This is a genomic window from Kribbella ginsengisoli (assembly GCF_039537185.1).
Classification (GTDB): Bacteria; Actinomycetota; Actinomycetes; order Propionibacteriales; family Kribbellaceae; genus Kribbella; species Kribbella koreensis.
The window spans coordinates 108,434-135,372 of sequence record NZ_BAABAA010000014.1 but is presented as its reverse complement, the minus strand read 5'-3'; the positions used below and the strand labels follow the sequence as shown (position 1 = coordinate 135,372).

Here is a 26,939-nt window from a genome sequence, read left to right as displayed (position 1 = left end):
ACTTGCTGTATACAACGTGTTCACGCAAGCCCTGACTCGAATTCAGTGGAGGTTCCCGTGCCCCAGACCCTGCGATTCACGCTCCCGGACGGCTCGGAGCGGCAGATCGACGTCCGATATGCGCTCAATGCCGGGTATGCCGGCCGCGACACCCAGCAGGTCCAGCACCACGTCGACGAGCTGGCGGAGCTGGGCGTCCCGGCGCCGAAGCGGATCCCGACCCTCTACCCGCTGTCGGCCAGCCTGGTGAGCCGGCCGGACGTAGTACAGGTGGCGCACGGCAAGACCTCGGGGGAGGCGGAGTGGGCGCTGATCGTGGGCGACGGGCCCGACGACCTGCTGCTGACGGTCGCCTGCGACCACACCGACCGGGCGCTCGAGGTGCACGGGGTCGCCTGGAGCAAGCAGTCCGCGCCCGATGTGCTCGGCGACGTGGCCTGGCCACTCGAAGCCATCGAGGACGAGCTGGACGAGTTCACCCTGAAGGCCTGGGTGCGTCATGGTGACACCGAGCAGCTCATCCAGGACGGCACGCTCGCGCAGTTGCGGCCGCCGTCGTACTGGGTGGAGCAACTCAAGGACCGCTTGGTGCCCGGCACGGTGGTGCTCAGCGGGACGATCCCGATGATCGCGGGCGTCGACCAGTTCGCCGACGCGTGGCGGGTCGAGCTGACCGACCCACGCGGCCTGACCAGCCGGATCGTCTACTCGGTCGAGCAGCTCGCGGCGGCCTGGGAATGAAGGCCGAGCACGAGTTCTTCCCAGCGGCCGACGTGCCCTGGACGGAAGACGGACCGGGAATCACCCAACGCGTCCTGACCACAGCAGAAGACGGCACCCTGACCAGGATCGCCCGCTGGGCGCCCGGCACCACCACGGGCGACGAGGTGATCAGGCACGAGTACTTCGAGGAGGTCTACCTGCTCGAGGGCTCGCTCACCGACCTGACGCTCGGCAAGACCTTCACCAAGGGCGAGTACGCAGCTCGCCGGCCCGGTATGCCACATGGGCCGTACCGGACCGACGAGGGCTGCACGATGCTGGAGACCCGCTACTAGTTAGCTCGCAGCGGCAGCGAGCTCGACCAGCGTCCGGACCGAGTACCCGGTACCACCGCTGGTCGTGTAACCCGACGACCCACCGTCGTTGAAGGCCGGGCCGGCCACGTCGAGGTGCACCCAGTCGATGCCCTCAGCAACGAAGTCGCCGAGGAAGGCGGCCGCCGCCAGCGCACCGCCCCAGGGCTCGCCGGTGATGTTCGCCAGGTCGGCGATCTTCGAGTGCGAGCGCAGCTTGTCGAGCATCTCGGCCGGGATCGGCAGTGGCCACATCGCCTCACCAGCGGCGACGGCGGCGTCGACGACCCGGTCACGGGCGACGTCGGTGTTGGCGAACGCGCCGGCCACCTTGGTGCCCAGGGCAACGACACACGCGCCGGTCAGGGTGGCGACGTCGACGATCAGGTCGGGCTGGTCCTCGCAGGCGCGGACCAGCGCGTCGCCGAGCACCAGGCGTCCCTCGGCGTCGGTGTTGAGCACCTCGACGGTCTTGCCGCCGTACATGGTGAGGACGTCGGACGGGCGGGCCGCCGAGCCGGACGGCATGTTCTCGGCCATCGCGGCGTACGTGGTCACCTGCACCGGCAGTTCGAGCCGGGCGATCGCGACCGTGGCGGCGATCACGGCGGCGGCGCCGGCCATGTCGGACTTCATGCTGATCATGCCGCTGGCGGTCTTCAGCGAGAGGCCGCCCGAGTCGAAGGTGATGCCCTTGCCGACGAAGGCCAGGTGCGTCACCGGCTTCTTCGGCGTGTAGGTCAGCTTGACCAGCCGCGGCGGGTTGGTGGAGCCCTGGCCGACGCCGAGGATGCCGCCGTACCCGCCCTTGGCGAGCGCCTTCTCGTCCAGGACCTCGACCTTGACGCCGTACTCCTTGCCGAGCTTGACCGCGTGCGCGGCGAACTCGGCCGGGTGCAGGTCGGACGGGGGAGTGTTCACCCAGTCGCGGACCTGGTGGACCGCGTCGGCCGTCACCTCGGCCCGCTCGAGGGCTGCCTTGGCGTCGCGGTTGCGGGCCAGGTCGGTCAGCACGATCACGTTGCCGGGGGCTTCGGTGCTCGCCTCGGACTTGTAGGCGTTGAAGGTGTAGCGGCCGATCAGCGCGCCCTCGGCGATCGCCCGGACGCACTCGGCGTCCGGCGTCGGCAGCGAGAAGGCGATCGACTGTCCGGCCTTGGCGGCGCGGACGCCGGTCCCGGCGGCGACCCGCAGATCCTCGGTCTTCAGCGCTCCGTCCGGCGCGGCGCCGAGGCCGACGGCGATCACGATGGCCGACTTGCCCGGCTTCGGGCCGGGGACCTTGGTGACCTCACCTGCCTTGCCGGTGGCGCCGAGGCCGGCCAGCACCTCCACCAGCTTCCCGCCGTACGCGGCGTTCAGCGACTCGGTGCCGGCGGGCAGGGTGACGCCGCCGTCGAGCTTGACCACGCCGATCACCAGGACGTCGGTCTTGACGCCGGCCGGATCGGACTTGCTCAGGGTGATGGTGCTCACGAAATCCTCAGTCCTCCTTGACCGGGTGGCAGGTGCCGGTCGTGACGGTACGTGAATGCTGCCTCCGCATGCTACGCGTCGCGGGGCCGTGATCCGACTCTCAGGCAGTGATGTCGACCGCATCACCACCGCCGCGCGTCCGGTAAGTTCCGGTCCATGACCGAGTCGCAGGCGTTGAAGAAGTCCCCGTTGCACGAGCGGCACGTCGCCCTCGGCGCCAAGTTCGCCGAGTTCGGCGGCTGGGAGATGCCGCTGGAGTACAGCGGCGTCGTCGCCGAGCACACCGCTGTCCGGACCTCCGTCGGGGTCTTCGACGTGAGCCACCTCGGCAAGGCGACGGTCAAGGGCCCGGGCGCCGCGGCGTACGTGAACTCGTGCCTGACCAACGACCTGGGCAAGATCGCCCCCGGCCAGGCGCAGTACACGCTGTGCTGTGCCGAGGACGGCGGCGTGGTCGACGACCTGATCGCCTACCTGCACGCCGACGACGACGTGTTCCTGATCCCGAACGCGGCCAACACCGCCGAGGTCGTGCGCCGGCTGGCCGAGCAGGCGCCGGAGGGCGTCGTGGTGACCAACACCCACGACGACTACGCGATCCTGGCCGTCCAGGGCACCGACAGCGACGAGGTGGTCAAGGCGATCGGTCTCCCGACCGGCCACGACTACATGTCCTTTGCGGTAGCTGCGTTCCCTAATGAGCACAGTGCCGGTACGCCGGTAGTGGTCTGCCGCACCGGCTACACCGGTGAGCGTGGCTACGAGCTGGTAGTGCCCAATGAGGCAGCGGTGGCCGTCTTCGACGCGATTCTGAAGGCGGGGGAGCAGTACAACCTCGTACCTGCCGGGCTGGGCGCTCGCGACACGCTCCGGACCGAGATGGGCTACCCGCTGCACGGTCAGGACATCTCGCCGGAGATCACGCCGGTCCAGGCACGCTCGGGCTGGGCCGTGGGCTGGAAGAAGGAGCACTTCTGGGGTGACCAGGCACTGCGCGCAGAGAAGGAGGCCGGACCGGCCAAGATCCTGCGCGGCCTGCGTGCGGTCGGCCGCGGCATCCCGCGGCCTCACATGACGGTCGTCGACCCTGCTGGCACCGCGTTGGGTGAGGTGACGTCCGGCACGTTCTCCCCGACGCTGAAGAAGGGCATCGCCCTGGCGCTGCTCGACGCGGCCGTCAAGGAAGGCGACCAGGTCGCGGTTGACATCCGTGGCCGGCAGGAAGCCTTCGAGGTGGTCAAGCCCCCGTTCGTCACCGTGCACGTCCGCGAGAGCTGAGCCAAGCCAATACGCCGGCGCCGAACCCCGGTCATCCTGATCCGGGGTTCGACCCGCACCCGTGGTGCCGCAGCGCCACGGCAGTGAGCCTGTACTCCGTACGCACTCACGCACCACCCACGCCCTGGCTGCGACGCGGGCGTGAGCAGGCTGGACACCAGCCCGAGCAATGCCGTCACCAGGACCACCGGGTTACTCCGCCACGAGCGCATGAGCGCAGCCTCCGCCAAACCTGTTACCCGGCGCCTACCACCGCGTTACCCTGCGCAGGTGGAATACCGCTTGCTGGGTCCGGTGGAGGTCTGGGCGGACGGCCGCAAGGTGGAACTCAAGCGGAGGCAGGAGCGGTTGCTGCTCGCCGTCCTGCTGTTGGAGCCAGGGAAGGCAGTACCGACCGACCGCCTGATCGGCTTGCTGTGGCCTGAGGAGCAGCCGGGTAACCCGAGGCGGGCACTGCAGGTCTATGCGTCCCGGCTGCGCGCAGTACTGACGGATGCAGAGCTAGTGGGCGGTGCCCACGGCTACGCGATCGAAGGGACTGCTGGCCGGACCGATGTCGAGAAGTTCGCGGCACTGGTGGAGCAGGCGCGGGTACTACCGGATCTGCAGCGCCGTCGGGAGGTACTGGTCGAGGCGCTGACGCTTTGGCGCGGACCCGCTCTCGCAGACGTCGCTTCCGAGGATGTACGCCGGCGACTGTGCGCGGCCCTCGACGAGTCTCGATGGGCTGCCCAAGAGGAACGGCTGAGGACCGAGCTGGCGCTGGGACACCACCAGGAGTTGCTGCCAGAGCTAGCAGAGCTCACCAGCGCCGAGCCGACGCGCGAAGGACTGGCGGCGGCGCGCATGCTGGCGCTCTACCGGTCTGGGAGACAGGCCGACGCGCTGGCCGTCTATGCCGACCTAGTGCGTCACCTGAGCGAGGAGTTGGGCGTTGAGCCCGGCCAAGAGGTTCGCCACCTTCAGGTGGCGATGCTCCGGCAGGACGGATCGCTGAGTCTTACCGAGGCGGGTCCGCAGGATCTCCCTGCCGACGACGAGAGCCTCGTTGGTCGCGACGAGCTGCTCGCCGAGCTGTCCGAAGTACTGGCACGCAAGGGGAACGGCGTACCCAGCGTGCTGTGTCTCTTTGGCGCCGCGGGGGTCGGCAAGTCGGCGATCGCGGTGCGGCTCGCACATCGGCTCGCTGAGCAGTATCCGGGTGGCCGGCTCTTCGTCCGGCTGCAAGACGTCGAGGGGGAGCCGCTGCCAACCGCGACCGTCCTTGCGCGGCTCCTGGGGTCGCTGGGGGTGAAGGCCTTCCCCGACTCACTCGAGGAGCGGTCGGCCCTGCTCCGCAGCACCCTGGCCGGACGGGCGGTTCTGCTGGTCTTCGACGACGTCCGGAATGCCGGCCGGCTGCGGCCGCTGATGCCGGCCGAAGGTAGGTGCGCGGTCATTGCCACTTCCCGTGATCCGTTACTGGGTCTGGAAGACGCCATTCACCGCGAGATTGGCTGACCGAAAAGCCATTCGGGGTGAATTCGCCGCGAATAGTGTGACAATTTCAAGACATCTCGCTCCGCAGTCTTCCCGGCACACTCCGTAATAATGTGGCACAGAATGGCCAATGACGGCGCTGTGCCGACGCTTTTCGCGAGGAAGCGGGTGCGGAGCGTAACTATTGGTGGCAAATGTTCCGGTCCGGTACGTCCTCCGGTAACGATTTGTGCACTGGTCACGGAACCCGCTGGTTTTGTCGAGGAAGTGTCGGGCAGGCTAGCGCGCGGCTCCGGACGATCCGGCCTTGTCAAGCGAATTTGACTGCATGGCCCCCCGGAGCAAAGGCTCGGCACGATCTACAGACCGCCGCCGATCCTGTCCCCCCGGATTTCTGGCTGACCAGCTGACGGAGCACGCATGAGTATTGGGTCACCCGACTCGACCGTAGGTGTCGAGGACCACCCGGCGTCGGCCGAGCCGGTGCGCCCGGCGTCGGTGGCGCACGGCAAGTCCCCGACCCGGATCGCGATGGACCGGCTGCGCAAGGACAAGGTCGCGATCGTCTGCGCCTCGCTGGTGGTCTTCTTCATCCTGATCGCGGTGTTCGCGCCGTTGCTGGTCAAGCTCGAGGGCGCCGACGTCGGCACCTTCCACACCGACCTGGTGGACGAGTTCGGCTATCCGACGATCCTGGCGAACGCCGAGCACTGGTTCGGCGTCGAGCCGAAGACCGGCCGGGACAACTTCGCCCGCTGGGTGTACGGCGCGCAGCCGTCGCTGATCGTCGCCTTCGTCGCGACCGTGATCGGCACCATCGTCGGCGTCGTGGCCGGCCTGCTGGCCGGCTTCCTCGGCGGCTGGGTCGACCGGATCATCTCCTGGGTGATCGACTTCGTGCTCAGCCTGCCCTACCTGCTGTTCGCCATCGCGATGGTGCCGATCGTGGAGTCGCTGCGCGGCGGGTCGTTCAACCTCACGCCGGCCGAGCAGTCCTCGACCCGGTTCTACGTGCTGATCTTCGTGCTCTCGTTCTTCGGCTGGGCCGGGCTGGCCCGGATCATCCGCGGCGAGGTGCTGTCGCTGCGCGAGCGCGAGTTCGTGCTGGCCGCGAAGGCGATCGGCGTACCGACCTGGCAGGTCCTGTTCAAGGAGCTGCTGCCGAACCTGGTCGCCCCGATCGTCATCTCGGCCTCGCTGGCGCTGCCGGCCTACGTCACCGCGGAGGCGGGCCTGTCCTTCCTCGGCGTCGGGCTGATCGAGCCCAAGCCGTCGTGGGGCCAGACGATCGCCAACGCCACCAACTGGTTCAAGGCGGACCCGCTCTACCTGTGGCTGCCGGTGCTGGGCATCACCATCCTGGTGCTCGCGCTGGCCCTGCTCGGTGACGCGGTGCGCGACGCCTTCGACCCCAAGACTCGTCGGTAGCCCGGCGTTTGCCCCAGCGGCAGAAAAGGAGAATCACGACAATGCAGTGGAAACGGATCACCGCGGTCTCGGCGACGGTCATGCTGGCCGTGGCGGCCTGCGGCAGCCCGTCGGCGAGCAACAAGCCGGGTAGCGACGCCACCATCGGCGGCGCGCAGGTCAAGGCGACCGACGCGACCGCCAAGGGCCCGGCGCCGGAGATCGAAGGGGCCAAGAAGGGCGGGACGATCTCCATCCTGTCCGACGTCGTCCCCGACAACTTCGACCCGACCGACACCTACTACGTCGACGGCAACCAGATCGAGAAGCTGTACTTCCGGGCACTGACTCAGTACAAGCTGGACGAGAAGACGCAGAAGCCGATCCTGGTCCCCGACCTCGCCGAGGACCTGGGCACCAAGTCGGCCGACGGCCTGACCTGGACGTTCAAGCTGAAGAAGGGCATCAAGTACGACGACGGCACGCCGGTCAAGGCGGTCGACTACGCGTACGCGATCAAGCGGTCCTTCGCCCACGACCTGTTCGACGGCGGCCCGACGTACCAGCTGCAGTTCTTCAAGGACGGCGACAAGTACAAGGGACCGTTCGGCCCGAACGGCCAGAACTACTCCGGTGTCGAGACGCCGGACGACTCGACCCTGGTCATCCACCTGGCCAAGAAGTTCGACGACCTGCCGTTCTACGCGGCGTTCCCGATGTTCACCCCGATCCCGGAGAAGGCCGACACCAAGAAGGAGTACGAGCTCAAGCCGAAGTCGACCGGCCCGTACAAGGTCGCCTCGCTCACCCCGGGCGCGGAGCTGAAGCTGGTCAAGAACACCTTCTGGGACCCGGCGACCGACCCGGTCCGGCACCAGTACGTGGACGGCTTCGACTTCAAGTTCGCCCAGGACCTGGTCAAGGTCCAGCGGCAGATCCTGGCCAGCAGTGGTACCGACGCGAACGCGCTGAACTACACCAACCTGGACGCGTCGCTGCTGAACGAGGTCAAGGACCCGACCCAGATCATCAAGGGTGACTCGCCCTGTGTGATCACCTTCTCGATGGACACCCGCAAGATCCCGTTCGAGGTCCGCAAGCTGATCGCCGAGGCGTACCCGATCGACGACTGGCGCAAGGTCGCCGGCCTGACCCCGGACACCGCCATCCCGGCCTCGACCTACCTGCCGCCGGCCGTCCCGGGCTTCGTGAAGTACGAGCTCCCCGGCCTGACCGGCAAGGGCAAGGGCGCCTCCGACCCGGCCATCGCGCAGAAGGTCAAGGACAAGCTGAAGGAACTGGGCAAGGAGAACTTCGAGCTCAGCTGGTACTACTCCAACGACAACCCGATCACCACCCAGGTGAACGCGCTGCGGACCCAGGTCTTCCAGAAGGCCGGCTTCAAGGTTCGTACCATCGGTGTGCCGTCGGCGAAGATCCGCGCCCTGATCGGCAAGCAGGACGGTCCGGTCAACATCGGCAAGGCGCCGGCCAACTGGTGCTCCGACTGGCCGACCGGCACCAGCTGGTTCCCGGTGCTCTACAAGTCCGACGCCATTGCCCTGGGCAACAGCCAGGGCCAGCTGCAGGACCCGAAGCTGGACGCCGAGATCGATCGCGTCGCCGCGCTCAGCCCGGACGAGCAGCTGAAGGAGTGGAGCAAGGTCGACAAGATGATCATGCAGGACTACCTGCCGTCGGTCCCGCTGTACTACGCGGCCAGCGCCTTCCCGGTCGGGAAGAACATCGGTCACGCGGTCAACGACCCGACCCAGGGCATGCCCGAGTTCACCTCGTTGTACCTGAAGCAGCCCTGATCGGTCCTGCCCCAGGCAGTCGTCTGATCTGAATGAAGGGGTGACGGCCGGACAATCGTCCGGCCGTCACCCCGACCGGTGAGGAGAAACCTCGTGCTCTACTTCGTGGCGCGCAGGCTGGTGAGCGCGCTCAGTGTCGTGCTGGTCACGCTGGTCGCGACCTTCGCGTTGTTCTTCGTCGCCCCGACCGACCCGGCCGCGGCGATCTGTGGTGACCGCAACTGCACCCAGGAGCGGTACAACGACATCAAGGAAAACCTGCACCTGGACAGACCCAAGGTGCAGCAGTTCGCCGAGTACACGGCAGGGATCTTCGCCGGCCGCACCTTCACCACCTCCGGGGTGGTGCAGGACTGCAGGGCGCCCTGTCTGGGTTTCTCCTTCAAGAGCAACCGGCCGGTCACCGAGATGCTGTCCAGCCGGCTGCCGGTGACGGTCTCGCTGGTGCTCGGGTACGCCGTGATCGTGCTGACGGTCGGCGTCACGATCGGCTCGATGGCGGCCAAACGGCGCGGTACCACCGCTGACCGGGTCCTGATGAGCAGCACCCTGGTGCTCAGCTCGATCCCGTACTACATCGTCGCGCTGATGCTGTCGCTCTACCTGACCGTGCTCTACCCGATCCTGCCCCGAGGCGGCTACGTGCCGTTGACGGAGAACCCGGCCAAGTGGTTCACCGGGTTGCTGACGCCCTGGCTCGTGCTCGGCATCTACAGCTGTACGCAGTACGCCCGGTACTCGCGCGGCTCGATGGTGGAGACGCTCAGCGAGGACTACATCCGGACGGCGCGGGCCAAGGGCCTGTCCGACCGGGTGGTCACCTACAAGCACGCGTTGCGCTCGGGCCTGATCCCGGTCGTCACGATCTTCGGTCTGGACATCGCCACCAGCCTCGCGGGCGCGATCTTCACCGAGCGGATCTTCGACCTGCCCGGGCTGGGCAACCTGGTGCTGGAGAGCCTGAAGAACTACGACCTGCCGGTCATCATGGGCACGGTGCTGATCTCCTCGGTCATCCTGGTCGCGATGAACTTCCTGGTCGACGTGACCTACAGCGTGATCGACCCGAGAGTGAGGCTGGCGTGACGACGCAGGACATCCCCCGTAATCCTTCCGTCGCGACCCGCGAGCGTCGCTCGGGCCTGACGCCGAGCGGTGAGACCCCGTACCTCGAGGTGAAGGACCTGACGGTCAGGTTCCCGACCGCCGACGGTCTGGTCAGCGCCGTGAACGGGCTCAGCTACGCCGTACCGCTGGGCCGGACGCTCGCGATCGTGGGCGAGTCCGGGTCCGGCAAGTCGGTGTCGAGCATGGCCGTGATGGGTCTGCACGACCCGAAGCGGACCCAGATCACCGGCTCGATCAAGCTGGGCGGCGAAGAGCTCGTCGGGCTGCCGGAGTCGGAGCTGATGAAGGTCCGCGGCGACGCGGTGGCGATGGTCTTCCAGGACCCGCAGTCGTCGCTGCACCCGCTCTACACGATCGGCGCGCAGATCAGCGAGGCGTACCGGGTGCACCACAAGGTGTCCAAGGACGTCGCGAAGAAGCGGGCCCTGGAGATGCTCGACCTGGTCGGCATCCCGAACCCGATCCGCCGGTTCAAGCAGTACCCGCACGAGTTCTCCGGCGGTATGCGGCAGCGCGCGATGATCGCGATGGGACTCGTCAACGACCCGAAGCTGGTGATCGCCGACGAGCCGACCACCGCGCTCGACGTCACCGTGCAGGCGCAGATCCTGGACCTGCTGAACACCCTGCAGAAGGAGTTCGGCTCGGCGATCGTGCTGATCACGCACGACCTGGGCGTGGTGGCCGAGATGGCCGACGACGTCCTGGTGATGTACGCCGGCCGCTGCGTCGAGTACGGCACGGCCGAGGACGTACTGGCGCGGCCGCGGATGCCCTACACCTGGGGTCTGCTGGAGTCGATCCCGACCGTCTCGGCGGCCAACGAGAAGCTGCGGCCGATCAAGGGCCTGCCGCCGTCGCTGCTGGCGCTGCCGGACGGCTGTTCGTTCAACCCGCGCTGTCCCTACAAGGACCGGGTCAAGGGCGAACGCTGTACCACCGACCTGCCCGAGCTGCTTCCGGTCGACGGTGCCGGCGCGCACACGTCCCGTTGCCACCTGCACGACAAGGCCTCGATCTACGAGGCCGAGGTCGCGCCGAGACTGGGCTGAGGAGAGAGATGAGCGACACGATGCGTCCGGTGGACGCCACCACCAGCCCGCTGCTGCAGGTCCGCGACCTCAAGATGCACTTCCCGATCAAGGAGGCCGCGGGGCTCGGCCGGACCAAGAAGGTGGTCCAGGCCGTCGACGGAGTGAGCTTCGACCTGAAGCCGGGGCAGAGCCTCGGCCTGGTCGGCGAGTCCGGCTGCGGCAAGTCCACGACGGGCCGGATGATCACCCGACTGCTGACCCCGACGGCCGGTCAGATCCTGTTCAAGGGCACGGACATCGCCCGGATGAAGGAGAAGCAGCTGCGCCCGTTCCGGCGCCAGCTGCAGATCGTCTTCCAGGACCCGTACAGCTCGCTGAACCCGCGGCAGACGGTCAGCAACATCCTGACCACGCCGCTGCGGGTACACAACCTGGTCCCCAGGGGCCAGGAGTTGCAGCGCGTGCAGGAGCTGCTGGAGCGGGTCGGGCTGAACCCCGAGCACCACAACCGGTACCCGAACGAGTTCTCCGGCGGCCAGCGCCAGCGGATCGGGATCGCCCGGGCGCTCGCGGTGGAGCCCGAGGTGATCATCGCCGACGAGCCGGTCTCCGCGCTGGACGTGTCGATCCAGGCGCAGGTGATGAACCTGATGGAGGACCTGCGCCGCGATCTGGGCATCGCCTTCGTCTTCATCGCGCACGACCTCGGCGTGGTCCGGCACTTCTGTGACGAGGTCGCGGTGATGTACCTCGGCAAGATCGTCGAGCAAGGCCCGCGGGACCAGATCTACAACGCGCCGCAGCACCCCTACACGCAGGCGTTGCTGTCGGCCGCTCCCGACCTGGGCACCATCCGCGGTACCCCGCCGAAGGAGCGGATCCGGCTGGTGGGCGACGTGCCGTCGCCGATCGACCCGCCGAGCGGCTGCCGGTTCCGGACCCGCTGCTGGAAGGCCGAGGACATCTGCGCCACCCAGGAACCGCTCCTGATCGGCAAGCCGAAGTCCGGCCCCGGCCACGCGGCCGCCTGCCACTTCGCCGAGCCGAAGGTCGACCTGACCGCAGCCACCGCGTAGTTATCCACAGAGAACGCCCTGCCGACAGCACTTTGTCAGCAGGGCGTTCTACTGTTCGTGCATGGACTTCCGTTTGCTGGGGGCAATCGAGGTGGCCGGGCAGGCAGCGCCGCTGCGCCGGCAGGAGCGGTCGTTGCTCGCCATTTTGTTGCTGAGGGCAAATGAGCCGGTGCCGCCGGCGGAGCTGGTCGACCTGTTGTGGCCCGAGGATCCGCCGGCCGACGCCCGCGGATCGCTCCAGGTCTACCTCTCGCGCCTGCGCAAGGCGCTGCCCGGCGTCACGATCACCAGCAGCACCGCTGGGTACGCCGTACAGGTCGACCCCGAGTCGATCGATGTCGAGCGTTTCCGTCGCCAACTGGCATCTGCGCGCACCGAATCAGATCCCGTACTCCGGGCCGACGGCCTGCGCCGGGCGCTCGACCTCTGGCGTGGTGATCCGCTGGCTGACCTGATGCCGCAGGCAACTCGTGATCGCTTGAGCGCAGGTCTCGTCGAGGAGCATGCGGCGGCCGTCGAGGACCGGCTGGATGCGGACCTGCTGGCCGGTCGGCATGAGCAGGTCGAGGGGGAGCTGGCCGACCTGGTCCGCGCGCACCCGCAACGCGAGCGGTTGATGGCGGCCTGGATGACGGCGCTCTACCGCTCCGGCCGTAAAGCTGAGGCGTTGCAGGCGTACAAGGACTTGGCGGAGCGGCTGGCAGAGGAGTTCGGACTGGACCCTGCTCCGGCCTTGCGCAGGCTCCACCTGGCCATCCTGCGCGACGATCCGGGTTTGCGTGCCGCCGCGGCCAAGCGGGCCGAGGGCACCGTGCCGCGGGAGTTGCCGGTGGACATCTCGCTGCTCGTCGGCCGCGACGACCTGCTGGCCGATGCGGTCCGGGTGCTGACCCAGGTAACACCGTCCCACCTGACCGGCGCGGCCGGCGCCGCAGACTCGGCCGGCGCGGGTGGCATGGGCGGCGCGGGCGACGGTCGTGGTCGGGTGGCGGTCTACTGCCTCTGGGGTGGCGCCGGTGTCGGGAAATCGGCGGCCGGGACGCGGATCGGTCATCTGGTGGCTGAGTCGTTCCCCGACGGGCAGCTCTTCGCGCGGCTGCAAGACGTCCGGGGGGAGGCGGTGTCTGCTCACGCCCTGCTCGGGCGGATGCTGCGCGCGCTCGGAGTCCAGCCCGGCGCGGTACCGGCCTCGGCTGCCGACCGTGCGGAGATGTTCCGCCAGCGAACCGAGAGCCTGGCGATTCTCCTGGTGCTGGACGATGCGCTGGATGCCGGGATCGTCGCTCAACTGCTGCCGACTGGTCCACACTGTGCCGTGCTGGTCACCTCCCGCAAACCGTTGCCGGAGCTGACCGAGGCAGTGCACCGCCAGGTCACCCCGCTGGACGGCCCGACGAGCCAAGCCCTGCTGACGCGGCTGATCGGGCGAACGCTACGCGATCTGCCGACCCTCGACTCGGTGGCCGAGCAGTGTGTCGGTCTGCCCTTGGCGCTGCGCATCATCGGCTCACGGTTGGCGTTGTCGGGCGACGATGCGCTCCAGTCGATCGCCCAGGCCCTGGTCGACGACGACCAGCGCCTCGACTCGATGGTGGCCGGCGACCTCGCAGTACGGACCAGCCTCGGGCGCACGTTGAAGCTCGCCGATCCCCAAGCCCGGCAACTCCTCGAGCGCTTGTCTCTCGTGGGCATCACCGAGTTCCCGTCCTGGGTCGCTGCTCCGCTACTGGACAGCGATGAGGTGACCGGCGGCAACACCTTCGGCCGCCTGGTCGACCTCGGTCTGGTCGAGCTCGTCAACGGGCAGCGTTACAAGATGCACGACCTGGTCCGCGCCTACGCGGCCGAACAACTCGCACTCGCGGGCGATCGCGACGAACCACTCGGGAGGTACCTGCAGGCCGTACTACGGCTGGCAGGTCTCGTGGACAACCGCCTCCCGCATGGCCTCACCGTTGCGGCACGGTTGGTGGTGCCGGACCGGCCGCTGCTACCGGCGGCGGAATCCGACGCGATCGCCGCGCCGGCCGCCTGGATGGACGACAGCTGGCCATTGATCCGGGCAGCCGTGTTCGCTGGTCTCCAATCGGGCCACCCGGTCGAGGCGGCCGAGCTTGCCCTGCGGCTGAACGGCTATTGCGTGATCCAGGCGCTCGACGATCTCCGGGCCGAGGTGCTGTCGGCGGCCAGAGCGGTGGTCAAGGAGTCCGGGCCGCTGGAACTCTATGTCCGGTTGGCGTTCGGCCTGCTCCCGGCGTTGCCCGACCTGTCACCGGCCGATCGGCTGGCGGCGGGAGAGGAACTGCTGGACCTGTCCGAGCAGCTCGGCTCCGTCGAGCTCCAGGTGCGGGCGATGTTCCACATCAGCATCGGCGCCAATCAGAGCATGGACCTCGATCGGGCGCAGGAGGTCATGACGAAGGCTCTCGAGCTGACGGAGCAGCCGGACGGGCCGGACGACCTGCGGGTCTTCGTCCTGCAGCAGCTGTCGATCATCGCCGCCGAGCGGCGTGACTTCGAGGCCGGCGCGGGGTGGGCCCGCGAGCTGCACGCGATGGCCCCACCCGGGACGATCAGCGAGGGCGACGGGCTGCTCCTGCTCGGCGAGAACGAGATCGAGCTGCGCCGGTACGACGACGCGATGGCGACCCTCACCCGCGCCGCGGACATCTATCGCGCGGTGGGCAACGACTTCACCGTCGCCCGGGTGCAGGCGATGATGGCCCTGGTGGCCAGCCGGACCGGTGACACGACGCTCGCCCGGGAGCTGCTCGACCAGGCGATCGACTGGGACCGGCGCCACCCCGGTACCAACCTGATGGACCTGGTCGAGTTGAACGAGGCCGATCTGATGATGGCACTCGGCGGCGTCGAGGAGAGCCGGCGGACGAGGCTGCGGCTGGCCGAGAAGGCCGGGGCGAGTGGCCAGCTGACGCTCCAGCACGAGATCCAGCGCCTCGTGGACACCGACCCCCGGGATCCGGCCAACCAGGGCTGAGTCAGGCGTGCTCGCCGTGCCTGAGGGCTTCGCGTTCCTGGGCGAAGCGGACCGATTCGAAGGCGACCAGGCCGATCAGGAGCACGGCCAGTACGGCGAGCTGGCCGAGCGCCGGCACGTGGGCGATCAGCGGCAGGGCGACGATGCAGAGCGCGGCGGTGATCAGCCGGCTGATCCCCAGGCGGTGGGTGGTGCGCCACTTGAAGCCGACGTGGCCGAGCAGGTAGAGCACGACGCCGAAGAACAGGGCGTACAGGCCGATGCCCTTCAGCGGGTCGTCGAGATGGTGGTGCTCGGTGTCGCCGACGTACTCGAGGACCTTCTTCAGGCCCAGCGCGAGCAGCACGATGCCGGCCCCCATCGGGAAGTGCAGGAAGGTGTAGGCGTCGCGGGCGAGCTTCGGCCGGGTCTCCGCCGGCTCGTTCGCCAGTGCCTGCTCGCCGTAGTGGACGGTCGCGTCGAAGTAGATCCACCACATCGCCGCCGCGATGGCCAGACCGAGGACCGAGGCGACCAGGATCGGCCAGGAGATCGGCAGGTCGGTGACGCCGACACCGATCGCGACGATCGACTCGCCCAGCGCGATGATGACGATCAGCCCGTGCCGTTCGGCGAAGTGAGCGGCCGACCGCAGTCGCCAGCCGCGGGCGTCGACCAGGTAGGTGCCGCCGTAGTCGGCAGCCAGCGCTGCCGCCCAGATCAGAGTCTGCGTGGTGCCGTGGAACTGGGATGCCACCAGCAGCAGCGCCGTAGCGGTCATCATCGCCGGGGCGAAGCGGAGCAGCGTCCGGCGCAGCACCCGGTCGCCGTCCGCGATCAGCCAGAACAGCCACAGGTGCATGGCCCGGAAGACGAAGTACGCGACCGCGATCACCACTGGGCCGGGCAGCCCGCCGGGCAGGTCGTGGAAGGCTTCCGGGATGGCCAGCGCGATCACGAACATCGCCGCCATCGCGGCCAGCATCACGCCACGGACCGAGCCCTCGTCGGCCTTGACCAGGTTGCACACCCAGGAGAACCCGATCCAGCTCCACCAGAGCAGACCGGTCAGCAGGACACCCCGGATCACCCCGCCCCAGGTCAGGTCGTGCGCCATCAAGGCGGTGATCTGGGTCAGCGCGAAGACGAAGACCAGATCGAAGAACAGCTCCAGCGTGGTGACCGACTGGTCCTCCGAGGTGGCCTCGGTCTTGATCGGCGTCCTGCGTGTCGTCATGTCGCACATTCTGCACACGAAAGGGCCCGTGGTGGTTGCCACGGGCCCCCGGATCACGGATGCCGGACCCCGGTGTTGAGCAGGATCGCCCCCAGCGTCGTCCAGAGCAGCCCCCAGACGGCGATCGCGGTGAAGTGCGGTACGTCGCCCAGCGCGGCCCCGGCCGGGATGGTCGCGAGCGGCCAGACCCCGGCGGCCAGCAGCGCGAACCGGCGGCCGTCCGGCCAGATCCGGGTCCGCAGCACGGCGACCCCGGCGACGATCAGCGCGACCGCGGTCAGCACCATGAAGATGCTGACAGTGAGGGCCCGGTACGCCGTACGCACGTCCCGGACCGCGATCCGCAGACCGGAAAGCCCGCCGGCGAACAGCACCGCGGCCGCCCCGGCGACGGCGAACCAGGCCGGGCCGGCGGTGTCGGGCTGGACCGCGGCGATGACGCCGAGCACAGTGATCGCCAGCCCGCCGATCGCGGCCGACCAGCCGCCGATCGTGGGAAGCGGCGTAGCAGTGGTTGTGGTGGTGATCGTCATGGCGGTGCTCCTCGCTCGGTAAGTTGCTCGATGCACCGAGATTCGCGGGCGACGGATCCCGCCCGGCAGAGCAACCGGCCCAGGCTCTGGCGATGCTCGAGTTGCTGGCGGCCGGGCTGGCCACCTCGGTGATCGCTGCCCGGCTGGAGCTGACGGCCAAGACGGTGAACAACAACCTGTCGACGATCTTCGGCAAGCTCGGCGTCGGCAACCGGACCGAGGCGGCGCTGCTGGCCAGACGCTTCGGGCTGGGGGATCGAGGCGTTATCGGAAGGCGATAACGCCTCTTTCGCTGCGCTGCACGGGATCGGCACCATCGGACGACTGATCCCCGAAGAGCAGGGAAGTGGCCACGGTGAAAGCTGTCAGAGTCCATGAATACGGGAAACCTCCGACCCTCGACGACATCCCCGATCCCACCGTGCAAGGACCGCTCGACGTGATCGTGAAGGTCGATGCGGCGGGCGTCTGCCGGACCGATCTGCACATCATCGAAGGGCAGTGGCAGGACAAGTCGGGGGTCGGGCTGCCCTACGTGATCGGCCACGAGAACGCCGGCACGATCGTCGAGCTCGGCCAGGCGGTGACCGGCGTGAGCGTCGGCGACAAGGTGATCCTCCACCCGCTGGTGACGTGTGGACTCTGCCGCGCCTGCCGGGCCGGCGACGACGTGCACTGCCGCAACTCCGAGTTCCCCGGGATCAACCGGGACGGCGGGATGGCGGAGTACCTGCGGACCTCGATCCGTTCGGTCGTGAAGCTGGACGACGGGTTGGCGCCGGCCGATGTGGCGGCATTGGCCGACGCGGGGCTTACGGCGTACCACGCGGTCCGGAAGGCGGTGCCGCTGGTGCATCCGGGCGATCGGATCGTGATGATCGGCGCCGGGGGACTGGGGCACATCGGGCTGCAGTGCCTGGTCGCGATGACATCGGCCCGGGTCACGGTGGTCGACCGGTCGGCCGAAGTACTGGAGAAGGCGTCGAAGCTCGGCGCGCACGACACGGTACTGAGCGACGGCGACCAGGTGGCGGCGGTCCTCGACCAGACCGGTGGCGAGGGCGCGCAGGTGGTGCTCGACTTCGTCGGTGAGCACGGGACCGAGGCCGACGGGGTCGCGATGACGCGCAACTCCGGCTCGTACTTCGTGATCGGGTACGGCGGCAAGGTCGACGTACCGACGATCGACATCATCTCCCGCGAGATCAACGTGATCGGCAACCTGGTCGGCTCGTACAACGACCTGGACGACCTGATGACGCTGGCCGCGCAGGGCCGGGTGAAGTTGGCCACCAAGCAGTACTCGCTGGCCGACGCGCTGACCGCGCTCGACGATCTCGACGGCGGCCGGGTGCCCGGTGGCCGCGCCATCCTGACGAGCTGAAGGAGCTTCTCCATGTACAGCAAGGACGGCAACGGCTACTTCATCGTCGACAGCCACGTGCACGCGTGGGACGCGACGCCGGCCAATCAGGCCAACCGGTACGGCGAAGGGTTCATCAACTGCTTCTACGACTATCACCGCAACCTGTCGCCGGCCGACAAGGTGTGGACGCTGGAGGAGTTCCACAAGCAGTCGGAGGAGCGGATCATCAAGGATCTGTTCACCGATGGGTACGTCGATCGCGCGATCTTCCAGCCGACGTACCTGACCGACTTCTACGTGAACGGCTTCAACACGACCGACCAGGACGGCGCGATCGCGGAGAAGCACCCGGACAAGTTCATCGTCAACGGCGCCTGGGATCCGCGCGACGGCGAGGCCGGGCTGGACAAGCTGGCTGAGCTGGCGGAGCGGTGGGATCTGCAGGGCGTGAAGCTCTACACGGCCGAGTGGAAGGGCGACTCGAAGGGGTGGAAGCTGACCGATCCCTGGTCGTACCGGTACCTCGAGAAGTGTGTCGAGCTGGGGATCCGCAACATCCATATCCACAAGGGGCCGACGATCTATCCGCTCAACCGCGATGCGTTCGACGTGGCCGATGTGGATGATGTCGCCTCGGCCTTTCCCGGGCTCAACTTCATCGTCGAGCATGTCGGGCTGCCGCGGCTCGAGGATTTCTGCTGGATCGCGACGCAGGAGCCCAATGTGTACGGCGGGCTGGCGGTGGCGATGCCGTTCATCCACAGCCGGCCGAAGTACTTCGCGCAGATCCTGGGGGAGTTGCTGTACTGGATCGGGCCGGACCGGATCACCTTCGCCAGCGACTACGCGATCTGGACGCCGGCCTGGCTGATCGAACGGTTCGTGGATTTCCAGTATCCGGCTGAGCTGACCGAATACCCCGAGCTCACCGTTGAGGTGAAGAAGAAGATCCTTGGTCTCAATGCGGCGAAGCTGTACGGGATCGACATACCTGCTGAACTGCGGCTGCCCGAGTCGGCTGACGGCGCTATCGGCTCCGACCCGGTCTCGGTCGTCTGATGGGCGTCGATGTGGACGGTGGACCGAAGGTCCGGCCGGACGGCGTGGACGACGCGATCTGGGCGGCGCTCGGTACGGTCCGGGATCCCGAGCTGGACTCGCCGATCACCGAGCTCGGCTTCGTCTCGGCGGTGCTGTCCAAGCCGGCCGTGCTGACCGTGGAGCTGCGGTTGCCGACGTACTTCTGTGCGCCGAACTTCGCCTATCTGATGGTCGCCGACGCGTACGACGCGGTGGCGGCTGTCCCTGGCGTACGCAACCTCGTGATCCGCCTGCTCGACCACTTCGCCTCCGACGAGATCAACGCGGGGGTCGCGGGCGGGCGTGGTTTCGCCGGCTCGTTCCCCGGGCTGGCCGACGACGAGTTGGAGGAACTACGACTCACCTTCCAGCGCAAGGCCCACCGCGCCTGCCAGGAGCAAGTCGCCTCGCACCTGGTCAAACAAGGGTGGTCCGTATCTGACTTAGCTGCCGCCACTCTCGGCGACGCCAGCGCCGGGCAAGACCTCGAGCGTCTGACCCGCCGCCGCAACGACCTCAACCTTCCGTCCGGCCCCGACGCACCGCTGTTGCTCCACGACGACGGCACGCCCATCACAGAACTGGATCTCCCACTCCAACTCCGGATGGCCAAGACCACCCGGATCAGCATCGAAGGCAACTCCGGTCTCTGCCGAGGCCTGCTCAGCGTCCGCTACAACCTCCCCCGCCCCGCCGACGTCGACCAACTGACCACCGGCTGAGCCCGGCCGGGCTTGTCTCAAGTTGAGACGGGGGCGGCTTCGGGGTGGGGTTCGGGGCAGGGTGTCAGCGTGAAGACTTCGACCTCCGACCTCGACCCCGCCGTGGGCGGGGGAGGAGCCGCGCCCGGCGGGTCGGCTCCGCAGAGGCGGTACGGGCCGACAGCGCGCGGAATTGCGTCAGCCTCAGCAGGCCGGCCGGCTTCGGGGACTGTGCAATCTGTCTCCCGGGCTCTGCGGGCGATGGAGTTTGTTGCTGCTAGCAAGGATGGGGTGACCGCGAAGGAGATCGCGGCTCATCTGGAGCTGGCGGTGCCGTCGGCGTACCACCTGTTGGCGACGCTGACCGAGTCCGGGTATCTGGTGCACCTCGCGCAGGACCATCGGTACGGGCTCGGGTACAGGGTGCGGCTGCTCGAGCAAGGGCTGGAGCGGCAGCTGGAGGTGCGGCCGTTGATCGCGGCTGCTGTCCGGCGGTTGCATCTGGAGGCCGACGCGGCGGCGTACTACGCGGTCTACCGCGAGGTGAATGTCGTGGTCGCCCACGTCGTCGACTCGGAGCGCCGGCCGCGCGTCCAGCTGCTCGACATCGGCTTTCACGAGGCGGCGCACGCGACCGCCTTCGGCAAGGTGATGCTCGCCGCGATGACCCCGGAGGATCGCGCCGCCTACCTCGACCGCGTCGGCCTGCGACAGTGCACAGCCAAGACCCTGACGGACCGCACCCAGCTGGAAGGCCACCTGGAGCAGGTCCGGCTGTCCGGCGTCGCGCTGGAGATCGGCGAGTTCCAGGACGGTCTGACCTGTCTGGCCGCCCCGGTCAGATCGAGCGCGGGCGCGGTACTGGCCTCGGTCGCGATCTCGCTGCCCTCAGCCGACTTCACCGCCCGCCGCTGGACCGTCGAACGCGCAGTACGCCGAGGCGCCCTGCTCGCCACCCGAGCGGTGAACTCCCGCTAGTACGGGCAAAGAGAAACGGATCGCCACCCCGGGCGGGGAGTGGCGATCCGTTCGTTGGAACGGCGGGCTGCTACCGAGGCAGGGGTCAGGTAGCAGCCCACCGGGCTTATGCGCGGCCGTGTGCCTGACGGCTACGGCGGCTCAGAGAGTCGATCGTGACGGCGATCAGCAGGACGCCTGCGGTCACCATGTAGCGAACACTGGAGTCCAGGCTGAGCAGCGCCAGACCGTTGTTGATCGACATGATCACCAGCGCGCCGAGCAGAGCGGAGTACGCCGAACCGCGGCCGCCGAAGAGGCTGGTACCACCGATGACGGCGGCGGCGATCGCGTTCAGGTTGGTGTCCGCGCCACCGCTGCTCTGGTTCACCGCGATCAGCCGGGCCGCGCCCAGGATGCCGCCGACGGCAGCGAAGGTGGAGCAGGCCGCGAAGACCGACAGGTAGATGAACCGGACGTTGATACCGGCGCGGCGAGCCGCCTCGACGTTGCCGCCGACCGCCAGCACCGAGCGGCCCCAGCGGGTCTGCCGGACCATGAAGTCGGTCGCCACCACCAAAGCGATGAAGAGCAGGAACATGTACGAGACACCACGGTCGCCGTTCAGCACGATCACCGGGACGAACAGGACGAGCGCCAGCGCGACCGCCTTGATCACGATCATCGAGGTCGGGGCGGCGGACAGCCCGGCCTTCGCCCGGGCGCTGCGGGTGCGCAGCCGGCTGACGACGTACAGGGCCACGACCACCACGACCAGGCCGTAGGCGACCGCCGGCGGCAGGAAGTCCTGGGTCGCGAACTTCACGATGCCCGAGTCGAACGGGATGTTCAGCGTGCCTTCCTTGCCCAGCACCAGCAGTTGCAGACCGAGGAAGCCGAGCAGACCGGCCAGCGTGATCACGAAGCTCGGTACGCCGAATCTCGTGAAGAGCGCGCCGTAGAACAACCCGATCGCCAGGCCGATCAGCGCACCGACCACCAGTGACAACACCAGCGGCCAGCCCTTGTTGACGAAGGTCACGCCGAGGACGGCGGCGGCCAGTCCGCTGACCGAGCCGATCGACAGGTCGATCTCGCCCAGCAGCAGGACCAGAACGATGCCCAGGGCAAGCACTCCGACCGAGGTGGTCTGCAGGGTCAGGTTGACCAGGTTGCGGCTGGTCAGGAAGGAGCTGTTGGAGATCTGGAAGACCGCCCAGATGATGATCAGACCGACCACGACCGGGACCGAGCCCAGGTCGCCGGAGCGCAGCCGCGAGGTGAAGGCGGAGACCGCGCCACTGATGCCGTGGCTGGCGATCAGGCGCTCGTCCTGCAGATCGGCGGGCAGCGCGGCCGCGTCGTGCGTCTCGGGCACGGCGTCCTGCACGGGAGCCGGCGATCCGTCGACCGGGGTGCTCATGATGCGGAGCCTTCCTGCTGGGTCCGGCGCGCCGCGCGCTCGGAGACTGCGTTGTCCGTGGCGCCGGTGATCGCGGCGATGATGTCCTGGGACTTCGTCTCGGCGACGTCGAAGACCCCATTGTTGCGGCCCAGGCGCAGTACCGCGACCCGGTCCGCGACGGCCATCACGTCGGCCATGTTGTGGCTGATCAGGATCACGGCGAGACCGCGCTCACGAAGCCGCTCGACCAGGTTCAGTACTTCGGCCGTCTGGGCCACGCCCAGCGCGGCGGTCGGCTCGTCCAGCATCACGACCTTGGGCTGGCCGAGCAGGCTGCGGGCGATCGCGACCGTCTGGCGCTGACCGCCGGAAAGGCTGGCGACCGGGATCCGGACGCTGGGGATCTTGGCGGACAGCTGGCGGAGCAGTTCCCAGGAGGAGCGTTCCATCTCGACCTCGTCGAGCACCTTGCCGTTGCGCAGCTCGCGACCGAGGTACAGGTTCGCGACCACGTCGAGGTTGTCGCACAGGGCCAGGTCCTGGAACACGGTGGCGATGCCGAGCTGCTGTGCCTCGGCCGGGCTGTGCACCCGTACCTCCCGCCCGTCGAACACCATGGTGCCGTCGTCGGCGGTGTAGACGCCGGCGATGGTCTTCACCAGCGTCGACTTGCCGGCGCCGTTGTCGCCGACCAGGGCGAGCACTTCACCAGCGCGCACGTCCAGCTCGATGTTCTTCAGAGCCTGCACGGCGCCGAAGCGCTTGGAGACACCCCGAAGCGCCAGCACCGTGCCGGCGGCCGTGACAGGGGTGGGTGTGACAGTCATCGATCAGCCTCCTGAGGGCTATCTATCCGGCTTCGGTCCGGGTGGGCATCTGGGTGCCCACCCGGACCTCGGCTCTGCTTGATGCCGGCCCGGGGGCGGGCCGTCATCGGGTGCGGCCGGGAGTTACTTGAGGCCGGCGGCAGTGCAGGCCGCGGCGAACGACGCGGTGCAGATGTCGGAGACCTTGTAGATGCCGTCCTTCACCACAGTGTCGTTGATGTTGGCCTTGGTGACGGCGATCGGGTCGAGAATCGTGGCCGGAACACCCTTGAAGTCACCGGTCGACTCGGCCTTGCCACCGTTCGCGAGGGCGACAGCGGCCTTGGCGGCGGCGGTGGCCTGCGGCTTGACGGCCTTGTAGATGGTCATCAGCTGGTCGCCGGAGACGATCCGCTGGATCGCGGCGAGCTCGGAGTCCTGACCGGTGACCGGCGGCAGCGGCTTCACGCCACCACCCTTGAGGGCTGCGATAGCGCCACCAGCGGTACCGTCGTTTGCGGCGTACACGCCGACCAGGCCGGACTTGATCGCGCTCAGCTGGCCTTCCATCCACGACTGGGCCTTGTCCGGGCTCCAGTCCGGGGTGTCGAACTCAGCGGCGATCTTGAAGCCGGAGCTGTCGAGCACGCTGTGCGCGCCCTTCTTGAAGTCGGCCGCGTTCGGGTCGGTCGGCGAGCCGTTGATCTCGGCGATGTTGCCCGAGGTCTTGCCGGCCGCCTTGAGCGCGTCGACCAGGGTCTGGGCCTGCAGCTTGCCGACGGCCTCGTTCTCGAACGAGACGTAGTAGTTCGCGCCCTCGATGAACCGGTCGTAGGCGATCACCGGGACGTTCTGCGCCTTCGCGGAGGCGACGACGCCGGCGGCGGCCTTGCCGTCGACCGGGTCGAGGACGAGGACCTTGGCGCCCTGGGTCAGCGCGGCCTCGGCCTGGGTCTGCTGCTTCGCGGCGTCCTGGTCGGCGTTGCTGTAGATCAGCTCACAGCTCGCGCATTCGGCCTTGAGGGCCTCGGTGAACAGCGGGCGGTCGAGCGCCTCGTAGCGAGTCGTCTTCGACTCGGGCAGCAGCAGGGCGATCTTGCCGCCCTTGCTGTCACCGCCGCCAGCGGTGTCGGACTTGTCGTCCGACCCACAGGCCACCAGTGAGAGGGCAAGGGCCGATACGGCGATGCCGAGGCCGACAAGACGGGTTGGTGAGACGGACATAGAGCGACTCCTTGACGTGAGGGCCCGAGTAGGCCTGAGCAGAGTCAAGACCCAGAAGCAGCTTGACGTCAAGGCTTGAATTCAAGAAATAGACATATCGTTGTTACACGGTTGTCTCTAGCGCTCGGGCCGTCCGGGAGTGGCTCAGCACCGACGCCAACTGAATGGCACCGAGCACATCCGCATCGTCACCGAGCTCGGCCGGCCGGAGTTCGACGGTGGCGGCGGCGCTCGGGATGGCGCACCGGTCGAGGGCCTCGCGCAGCGGCAGCATGATCAGGTCGCCGGCCTCGGCCATCTTGCCGCCGACCACGATCACCTCGGGGTTGAACAGGTTCACCAGGCCCGCGATCGCGACTCCCACGCGGCGGCCCGCGTCCTCGATCACCCGTCGGCAACCGAGATCACCGGCCAGGGCGCGGGTGACGATGTCGCGCAGCCGGAGCGCTCCGTGGGAGGCCTGCAGGCTGGCGAGCAGGGCGCGTGATCCGACGAAGGTGTCGAGGCAGCCGCGGTTGCCGCAGCGGCAGATCGGGCCGTTCTCGTCGATGGTGAGGTGGCCGATCTCGCCCGCAGTACCGGCTGAGCCACGGAAGACCTCGCCGCCGAGCACGATGCCGGCGCCTACGCCGTATGAGAACTTGATGTAGCAGCCGTGTTTCACGCCGCGCAACGCGCCTTCGCGGAGTTCACCGAGGGCGGCCAGGTTGGCGGTGTTGTCGAGCGCGACCGGGGCGCGCAGATGGCCGGCCATCGCCTCGGCGACGTTGACGCCGCGCCAGCCGGGCAGGACCGCGTCGGAGCCGGCCTCCCCGCTGACAGAGTCGACCGGCGCGGGCAGGCCGAAGCCGATCGCGCCGATGTCCTCGACGCTGGCGTTGACCGTCTCGCACAGGTCGGCGAGCAGGCGGGCGGCGCGTTCCATGCCGTCGTCGGCGACGTGGTCGGCCTGGAGCGGCATCAGTTGCTGGGCGAGGATCTCGCGGCTCTCGGAGGCGATCGCCACCCGGACGTCCCGCTCACCGAAGGCGACTCCGGCCAGTAGGGCGCCGCCGGATGCCAGCGAGACCAGTACTGCGCGGCGCCCGTTGCGGATGCTGCGGGACAGCCCGACCATGCCGGCGGCGTCGAGCTCCTTGACCATGTTCGACACGGTCGCGGCGGACAACCCGGAGGCCGCGGCGATCTCGACCTGGGTGAGCGGCCCGTGCTGCCGGACAACCCCCAGGACGCGCTCGCGGTTGGCTTCGCGCAGCGAAGCCTGCGAGCCAGGCGCTGGGCGGGTTGCGTTCATTACATAAAGATAACGGATCGCGGGCGGTTCGTTCCCGAACTGCCGTAATGGAATCTCCGGGTAACCGTCACGTGTCCTCACCGTTACGCGTAGTGCTGCCCACCCCCATGCCCGAAAGGACACTAATGCACCAAAGGCCCGTCCGCCGCCACCCTCCCCCACCAGCGGACCGCCATCACCCCTGACAAGCCGGCGGGGCCTTGAACAGCATCCGGTGGCCGAGGACAACTCATGCACTGTCCGAGCCCACCGGCTCCTGTTCAAGCCCACCGGATGCTGTCCGAGCCCACCGGGTCCTGTCCGAGCCCACTGGATGCTGTCCGAGCCCGCCGGGTTCTGTCCGAGTCCACTGGATGCTGTCCGAGGCCGCCGGGTCCTGTTCAAGGCCGCTGGTTTGGGGAAGTGGGGAGCTTGAACACCAAGTGGTGGGTGGAGACAAGTCATGTCTTGTCCGAGCCCGCTGGTTGGTGTTCAAGGTCGCTGCTGGTGGTGGGCGAGGTCGCCGGATGGCGTTCGGTTGTGTGGCTGGGAGGGGGGATCAGCTGGTGAAGGCGAGGATGAGCAGTGTCACGGGCACCGCCAGCTCGACGGTCGCCCCGAGGGTGTCACCCGTGATCCCCCCGAGAGATTTCCCCGTACGCCGGGTAGCGGCGAAGCTCAGCAAGACGGCCGCCAGCACCGCGACGCCTGCTCCGATGATGGTGAGCTGGAGCGTGGAGAGGTTGAGCCACTGCGCTAGCCGGGTGTTGCCGGGGACGGTGCTGTGGGGCTGGTTGCTGAAGATGCGCAGGGTCTCCATGGCCCGGCTGCCGCTGAAGTCGACCAACGAGCCCTCGTCGGACAGGTCGCTGTAGGAGAACCAGCCGCGGACAGTGGAGCGGGAGGCTAGCCAGCCGAGGGTGGCGGCGCCGGCGAGGCTGACGAGGGTGAGGAGCGCGGCGGCGTACGGGCGGACTGTGCCGGCGACCATGGCGCCGAGGCCGTCGGGCCGGGCGGACGGGACCGAGGTGCGGCAGGACCAGGGGAGGGTCAGGCGGCTCGCGACGCCGGCGATCAGCAGTGATTGCCAGCCGAAGCCGTTCTGCACACATGCCTGCAGTGCGGCGACATCGATCAGCAGCACCGCAGCGATCGACACCACCCCGAACGGCCCGATGTCGCTCTGCTTCATGATCCGGAGCTTGGTCTCGCGATCCCGCCGGCTCCCGAACCCGTCAGCACTGTCCGCCAACCCATCCAGATGCAGCGCCCCCGACAGGACCATCAAGACGATGACCCCCAGCACCGCCGCCAGTAACGACGCATCAGGCTTCACCCGATCGACCGCATAAACCACCAGCCCAGCGATCCCACCCAGCACCAGCCCCACCACCGGAGCCCACACCATCGCCCGCCCAGCCACCCGCCGGTCGACCTTCCCCGGCGCCCCCACCGGCAAAACCGACAAGGTCCCGAACGCCAGCTTCAACCCATCAACCATCAAGCGGCCCTCCCAGCCGACCCACAAACCATCCGAGCGTGCTCCCAGCCGTGCCGAGCGTGCTGCCGACCTCTGACCGTGGACTCGGCCGGGCTCCGGCCATCTGGC

Annotated in this window: 23 protein-coding genes; 15 read left to right on the top strand and 8 right to left on the bottom strand. The window is 68.3% G+C overall.

Annotated elements, in window-relative coordinates:
• Positions 1 to 57 precede the first annotated feature (57 nt).
• Both ABD768_RS35390 and ABD768_RS35385 read left to right on the top strand, forming a co-directional pair.
• Positions 58 to 741 (top strand): DUF2848 domain-containing protein, encoded by a 684-nt coding sequence (locus ABD768_RS35390; RefSeq protein ID WP_344848132.1) that lies wholly within the window; start codon positions 58 to 60, stop codon positions 739 to 741.
• The gene (locus ABD768_RS35385; RefSeq protein WP_343981103.1) at positions 738 to 1,058 is read left to right on the top strand and encodes a cupin domain-containing protein; all 321 of its coding nucleotides are present in this window, start codon (positions 738 to 740) and stop codon (positions 1,056 to 1,058) included. The genes ABD768_RS35390 and ABD768_RS35385 overlap by 4 nt, the downstream gene beginning before the upstream one ends.
• Here the strand turns inward: ABD768_RS35385 and ABD768_RS35380 are convergent, their stop codons facing one another.
• Positions 1,059 to 2,552, bottom strand: coding sequence for a leucyl aminopeptidase (locus ABD768_RS35380; RefSeq protein WP_343981100.1), 1,494 nt, complete (start codon positions 2,550 to 2,552; stop codon positions 1,059 to 1,061).
• Positions 2,553 to 2,708: 156 nt separating this feature from the next.
• Between ABD768_RS35380 and gcvT the strand changes: the two genes are divergently transcribed.
• The 8 genes from gcvT (at position 2,709) to ABD768_RS35340 (ending at position 14,769) form a co-directional block, all read left to right on the top strand.
• Complete coding sequence (gene gcvT / locus ABD768_RS35375; protein WP_343981097.1) at positions 2,709 to 3,830, top strand: glycine cleavage system aminomethyltransferase GcvT; 1,122 nt, start codon at positions 2,709 to 2,711, stop codon at positions 3,828 to 3,830.
• 270 nt (positions 3,831 to 4,100) lie between these two features.
• On the top strand, positions 4,101 to 5,330 hold the full coding sequence (locus ABD768_RS35370; protein WP_344848128.1) for an AfsR/SARP family transcriptional regulator: 1,230 nt from the start codon (positions 4,101 to 4,103) through the stop codon (positions 5,328 to 5,330).
• 399 nt (positions 5,331 to 5,729) lie between these two features.
• On the top strand, positions 5,730 to 6,737 hold the full coding sequence (locus ABD768_RS35365; protein WP_343981092.1) for an ABC transporter permease: 1,008 nt from the start codon (positions 5,730 to 5,732) through the stop codon (positions 6,735 to 6,737).
• Positions 6,738 to 6,778: 41 nt separating this feature from the next.
• On the top strand, positions 6,779 to 8,533 hold the full coding sequence (locus tag ABD768_RS35360) for an ABC transporter substrate-binding protein (RefSeq protein WP_343981089.1): 1,755 nt from the start codon (positions 6,779 to 6,781) through the stop codon (positions 8,531 to 8,533).
• Positions 8,534 to 8,626: 93 nt separating this feature from the next.
• Entirely contained in the window at positions 8,627 to 9,619 is a 993-nt protein-coding gene (locus ABD768_RS35355) for an ABC transporter permease (RefSeq protein ID WP_344848123.1), read from the top strand.
• Entirely contained in the window at positions 9,616 to 10,713 is a 1,098-nt protein-coding gene (locus tag ABD768_RS35350) for an ABC transporter ATP-binding protein (RefSeq protein ID WP_344848120.1), read from the top strand. Before ABD768_RS35355 ends, ABD768_RS35350 begins: the two co-directional genes overlap by 4 nt.
• 8 nt (positions 10,714 to 10,721) lie before the next feature.
• The gene (locus tag ABD768_RS35345; RefSeq protein ID WP_344848117.1) at positions 10,722 to 11,771 is read left to right on the top strand and encodes an ABC transporter ATP-binding protein; all 1,050 of its coding nucleotides are present in this window, start codon (positions 10,722 to 10,724) and stop codon (positions 11,769 to 11,771) included.
• A gap of 61 nt (positions 11,772 to 11,832) precedes the next feature.
• Complete coding sequence (locus ABD768_RS35340; RefSeq protein ID WP_344848114.1) at positions 11,833 to 14,769, top strand: AfsR/SARP family transcriptional regulator; 2,937 nt, start codon at positions 11,833 to 11,835, stop codon at positions 14,767 to 14,769.
• Between the two features lies 1 nt (position 14,770).
• On the opposite strand, the gene ABD768_RS35335 is transcribed toward ABD768_RS35340, so the two are convergent.
• Together ABD768_RS35335 and ABD768_RS35330 are read right to left on the bottom strand one after the other, a co-directional pair.
• Entirely contained in the window at positions 14,771 to 15,985 is a 1,215-nt protein-coding gene (locus ABD768_RS35335) for a low temperature requirement protein A (RefSeq protein ID WP_344848111.1), read from the bottom strand.
• 53 nt (positions 15,986 to 16,038) lie between these two features.
• Positions 16,039 to 16,518 (bottom strand): hypothetical protein, encoded by a 480-nt coding sequence (locus tag ABD768_RS35330; RefSeq protein WP_344848108.1) that lies wholly within the window; start codon positions 16,516 to 16,518, stop codon positions 16,039 to 16,041.
• Positions 16,519 to 16,610: 92 nt separating this feature from the next.
• Between ABD768_RS35330 and ABD768_RS35325 the strand changes: the two genes are divergently transcribed.
• From ABD768_RS35325 to ABD768_RS35305, 5 genes are all read left to right on the top strand, one after another.
• A complete protein-coding gene (locus tag ABD768_RS35325; protein ID WP_344848105.1) occupies positions 16,611 to 16,799 on the top strand; it encodes a LuxR C-terminal-related transcriptional regulator in 189 nt (62 codons plus the stop codon).
• Between the two features lie 74 nt (positions 16,800 to 16,873).
• A complete protein-coding gene (locus ABD768_RS35320; RefSeq protein ID WP_344848102.1) occupies positions 16,874 to 17,902 on the top strand; it encodes an NAD(P)-dependent alcohol dehydrogenase in 1,029 nt (342 codons plus the stop codon).
• A 12-nt stretch (positions 17,903 to 17,914) separates the two neighbouring features.
• A complete protein-coding gene (locus tag ABD768_RS35315) occupies positions 17,915 to 18,943 on the top strand; it encodes an amidohydrolase family protein (RefSeq protein WP_344848099.1) in 1,029 nt (342 codons plus the stop codon).
• Positions 18,943 to 19,686, top strand: coding sequence for an iron-sulfur cluster assembly protein (locus ABD768_RS35310; protein ID WP_344848095.1), 744 nt, complete (start codon positions 18,943 to 18,945; stop codon positions 19,684 to 19,686). The genes ABD768_RS35315 and ABD768_RS35310 overlap by 1 nt, the downstream gene beginning before the upstream one ends.
• Before the next feature lie 69 nt (positions 19,687 to 19,755).
• Positions 19,756 to 20,643: an IclR family transcriptional regulator gene (locus ABD768_RS35305; protein ID WP_344848092.1), complete on the top strand. Its 888-nt coding sequence runs from the start codon at positions 19,756 to 19,758 to the stop codon at positions 20,641 to 20,643.
• Positions 20,644 to 20,749: 106 nt separating this feature from the next.
• On the opposite strand, the gene ABD768_RS35300 is transcribed toward ABD768_RS35305, so the two are convergent.
• The 5 genes from ABD768_RS35300 to ABD768_RS35280 form a co-directional block, all read right to left on the bottom strand.
• Positions 20,750 to 22,045: a sugar ABC transporter permease gene (locus ABD768_RS35300; protein WP_344848089.1), complete on the bottom strand. Its 1,296-nt coding sequence runs from the start codon at positions 22,043 to 22,045 to the stop codon at positions 20,750 to 20,752.
• Positions 22,042 to 22,854 carry an ATP-binding cassette domain-containing protein gene (locus tag ABD768_RS35295; protein WP_343981060.1) on the bottom strand — a complete coding sequence of 271 codons (813 nt, stop codon included), beginning with the start codon at positions 22,852 to 22,854 and terminating at the stop codon, positions 22,042 to 22,044. The genes ABD768_RS35300 and ABD768_RS35295 overlap by 4 nt, the downstream gene beginning before the upstream one ends.
• A 123-nt stretch (positions 22,855 to 22,977) precedes the next feature.
• Positions 22,978 to 24,057, bottom strand: a complete 1,080-nt coding sequence (locus ABD768_RS35290; protein WP_343981057.1) for an ABC transporter substrate-binding protein — start codon at positions 24,055 to 24,057, stop codon at positions 22,978 to 22,980.
• Positions 24,058 to 24,160: 103 nt separating this feature from the next.
• On the bottom strand, positions 24,161 to 25,351 hold the full coding sequence (locus tag ABD768_RS35285; RefSeq protein WP_343981054.1) for an ROK family transcriptional regulator: 1,191 nt from the start codon (positions 25,349 to 25,351) through the stop codon (positions 24,161 to 24,163).
• A 538-nt stretch (positions 25,352 to 25,889) separates the two neighbouring features.
• Positions 25,890 to 26,831: an adenosylcobinamide-GDP ribazoletransferase gene (locus tag ABD768_RS35280; protein ID WP_343981051.1), complete on the bottom strand. Its 942-nt coding sequence runs from the start codon at positions 26,829 to 26,831 to the stop codon at positions 25,890 to 25,892.
• Between the last annotated feature and the right edge of the window lie 108 nt (positions 26,832 to 26,939).

Excerpts from the sequence above, each read along its gene's own strand:
- ABD768_RS35385 (WP_343981103.1), top strand. The coding sequence starts at position 738 with ATGAAGGCCGAGCACGAGTTCTTCCCAGCGGCCGACGTGCCCTGGACG.
- gcvT (WP_343981097.1), top strand. The coding sequence starts at position 2,709 with ATGACCGAGTCGCAGGCGTTGAAGAAGTCCCCGTTGCACGAGCGGCAC.
- ABD768_RS35365 (WP_343981092.1), top strand. The coding sequence starts at position 5,730 with ATGAGTATTGGGTCACCCGACTCGACCGTAGGTGTCGAGGACCACCCG.
- ABD768_RS35360 (WP_343981089.1), top strand. The coding sequence starts at position 6,779 with ATGCAGTGGAAACGGATCACCGCGGTCTCGGCGACGGTCATGCTGGCC.
- ABD768_RS35345 (WP_344848117.1), top strand. The coding sequence starts at position 10,722 with ATGAGCGACACGATGCGTCCGGTGGACGCCACCACCAGCCCGCTGCTG.
- ABD768_RS35340 (WP_344848114.1), top strand. The coding sequence starts at position 11,833 with ATGGACTTCCGTTTGCTGGGGGCAATCGAGGTGGCCGGGCAGGCAGCG.
- ABD768_RS35335 (WP_344848111.1), bottom strand. The coding sequence starts at position 15,985 with ATGACGACACGCAGGACGCCGATCAAGACCGAGGCCACCTCGGAGGAC.
- ABD768_RS35330 (WP_344848108.1), bottom strand. The coding sequence starts at position 16,518 with ATGACGATCACCACCACAACCACTGCTACGCCGCTTCCCACGATCGGC.
- ABD768_RS35325 (WP_344848105.1), top strand. The coding sequence starts at position 16,611 with ATGCTCGAGTTGCTGGCGGCCGGGCTGGCCACCTCGGTGATCGCTGCC.
- ABD768_RS35315 (WP_344848099.1), top strand. The coding sequence starts at position 17,915 with ATGTACAGCAAGGACGGCAACGGCTACTTCATCGTCGACAGCCACGTG.
- ABD768_RS35310 (WP_344848095.1), top strand. The coding sequence starts at position 18,943 with ATGGGCGTCGATGTGGACGGTGGACCGAAGGTCCGGCCGGACGGCGTG.
- ABD768_RS35300 (WP_344848089.1), bottom strand. The coding sequence starts at position 22,045 with ATGAGCACCCCGGTCGACGGATCGCCGGCTCCCGTGCAGGACGCCGTG.
- ABD768_RS35295 (WP_343981060.1), bottom strand. The coding sequence starts at position 22,854 with ATGACTGTCACACCCACCCCTGTCACGGCCGCCGGCACGGTGCTGGCG.
- ABD768_RS35290 (WP_343981057.1), bottom strand. The coding sequence starts at position 24,057 with ATGTCCGTCTCACCAACCCGTCTTGTCGGCCTCGGCATCGCCGTATCG.
- ABD768_RS35285 (WP_343981054.1), bottom strand. The coding sequence starts at position 25,351 with ATGAACGCAACCCGCCCAGCGCCTGGCTCGCAGGCTTCGCTGCGCGAA.
- ABD768_RS35280 (WP_343981051.1), bottom strand. The coding sequence starts at position 26,831 with ATGGTTGATGGGTTGAAGCTGGCGTTCGGGACCTTGTCGGTTTTGCCG.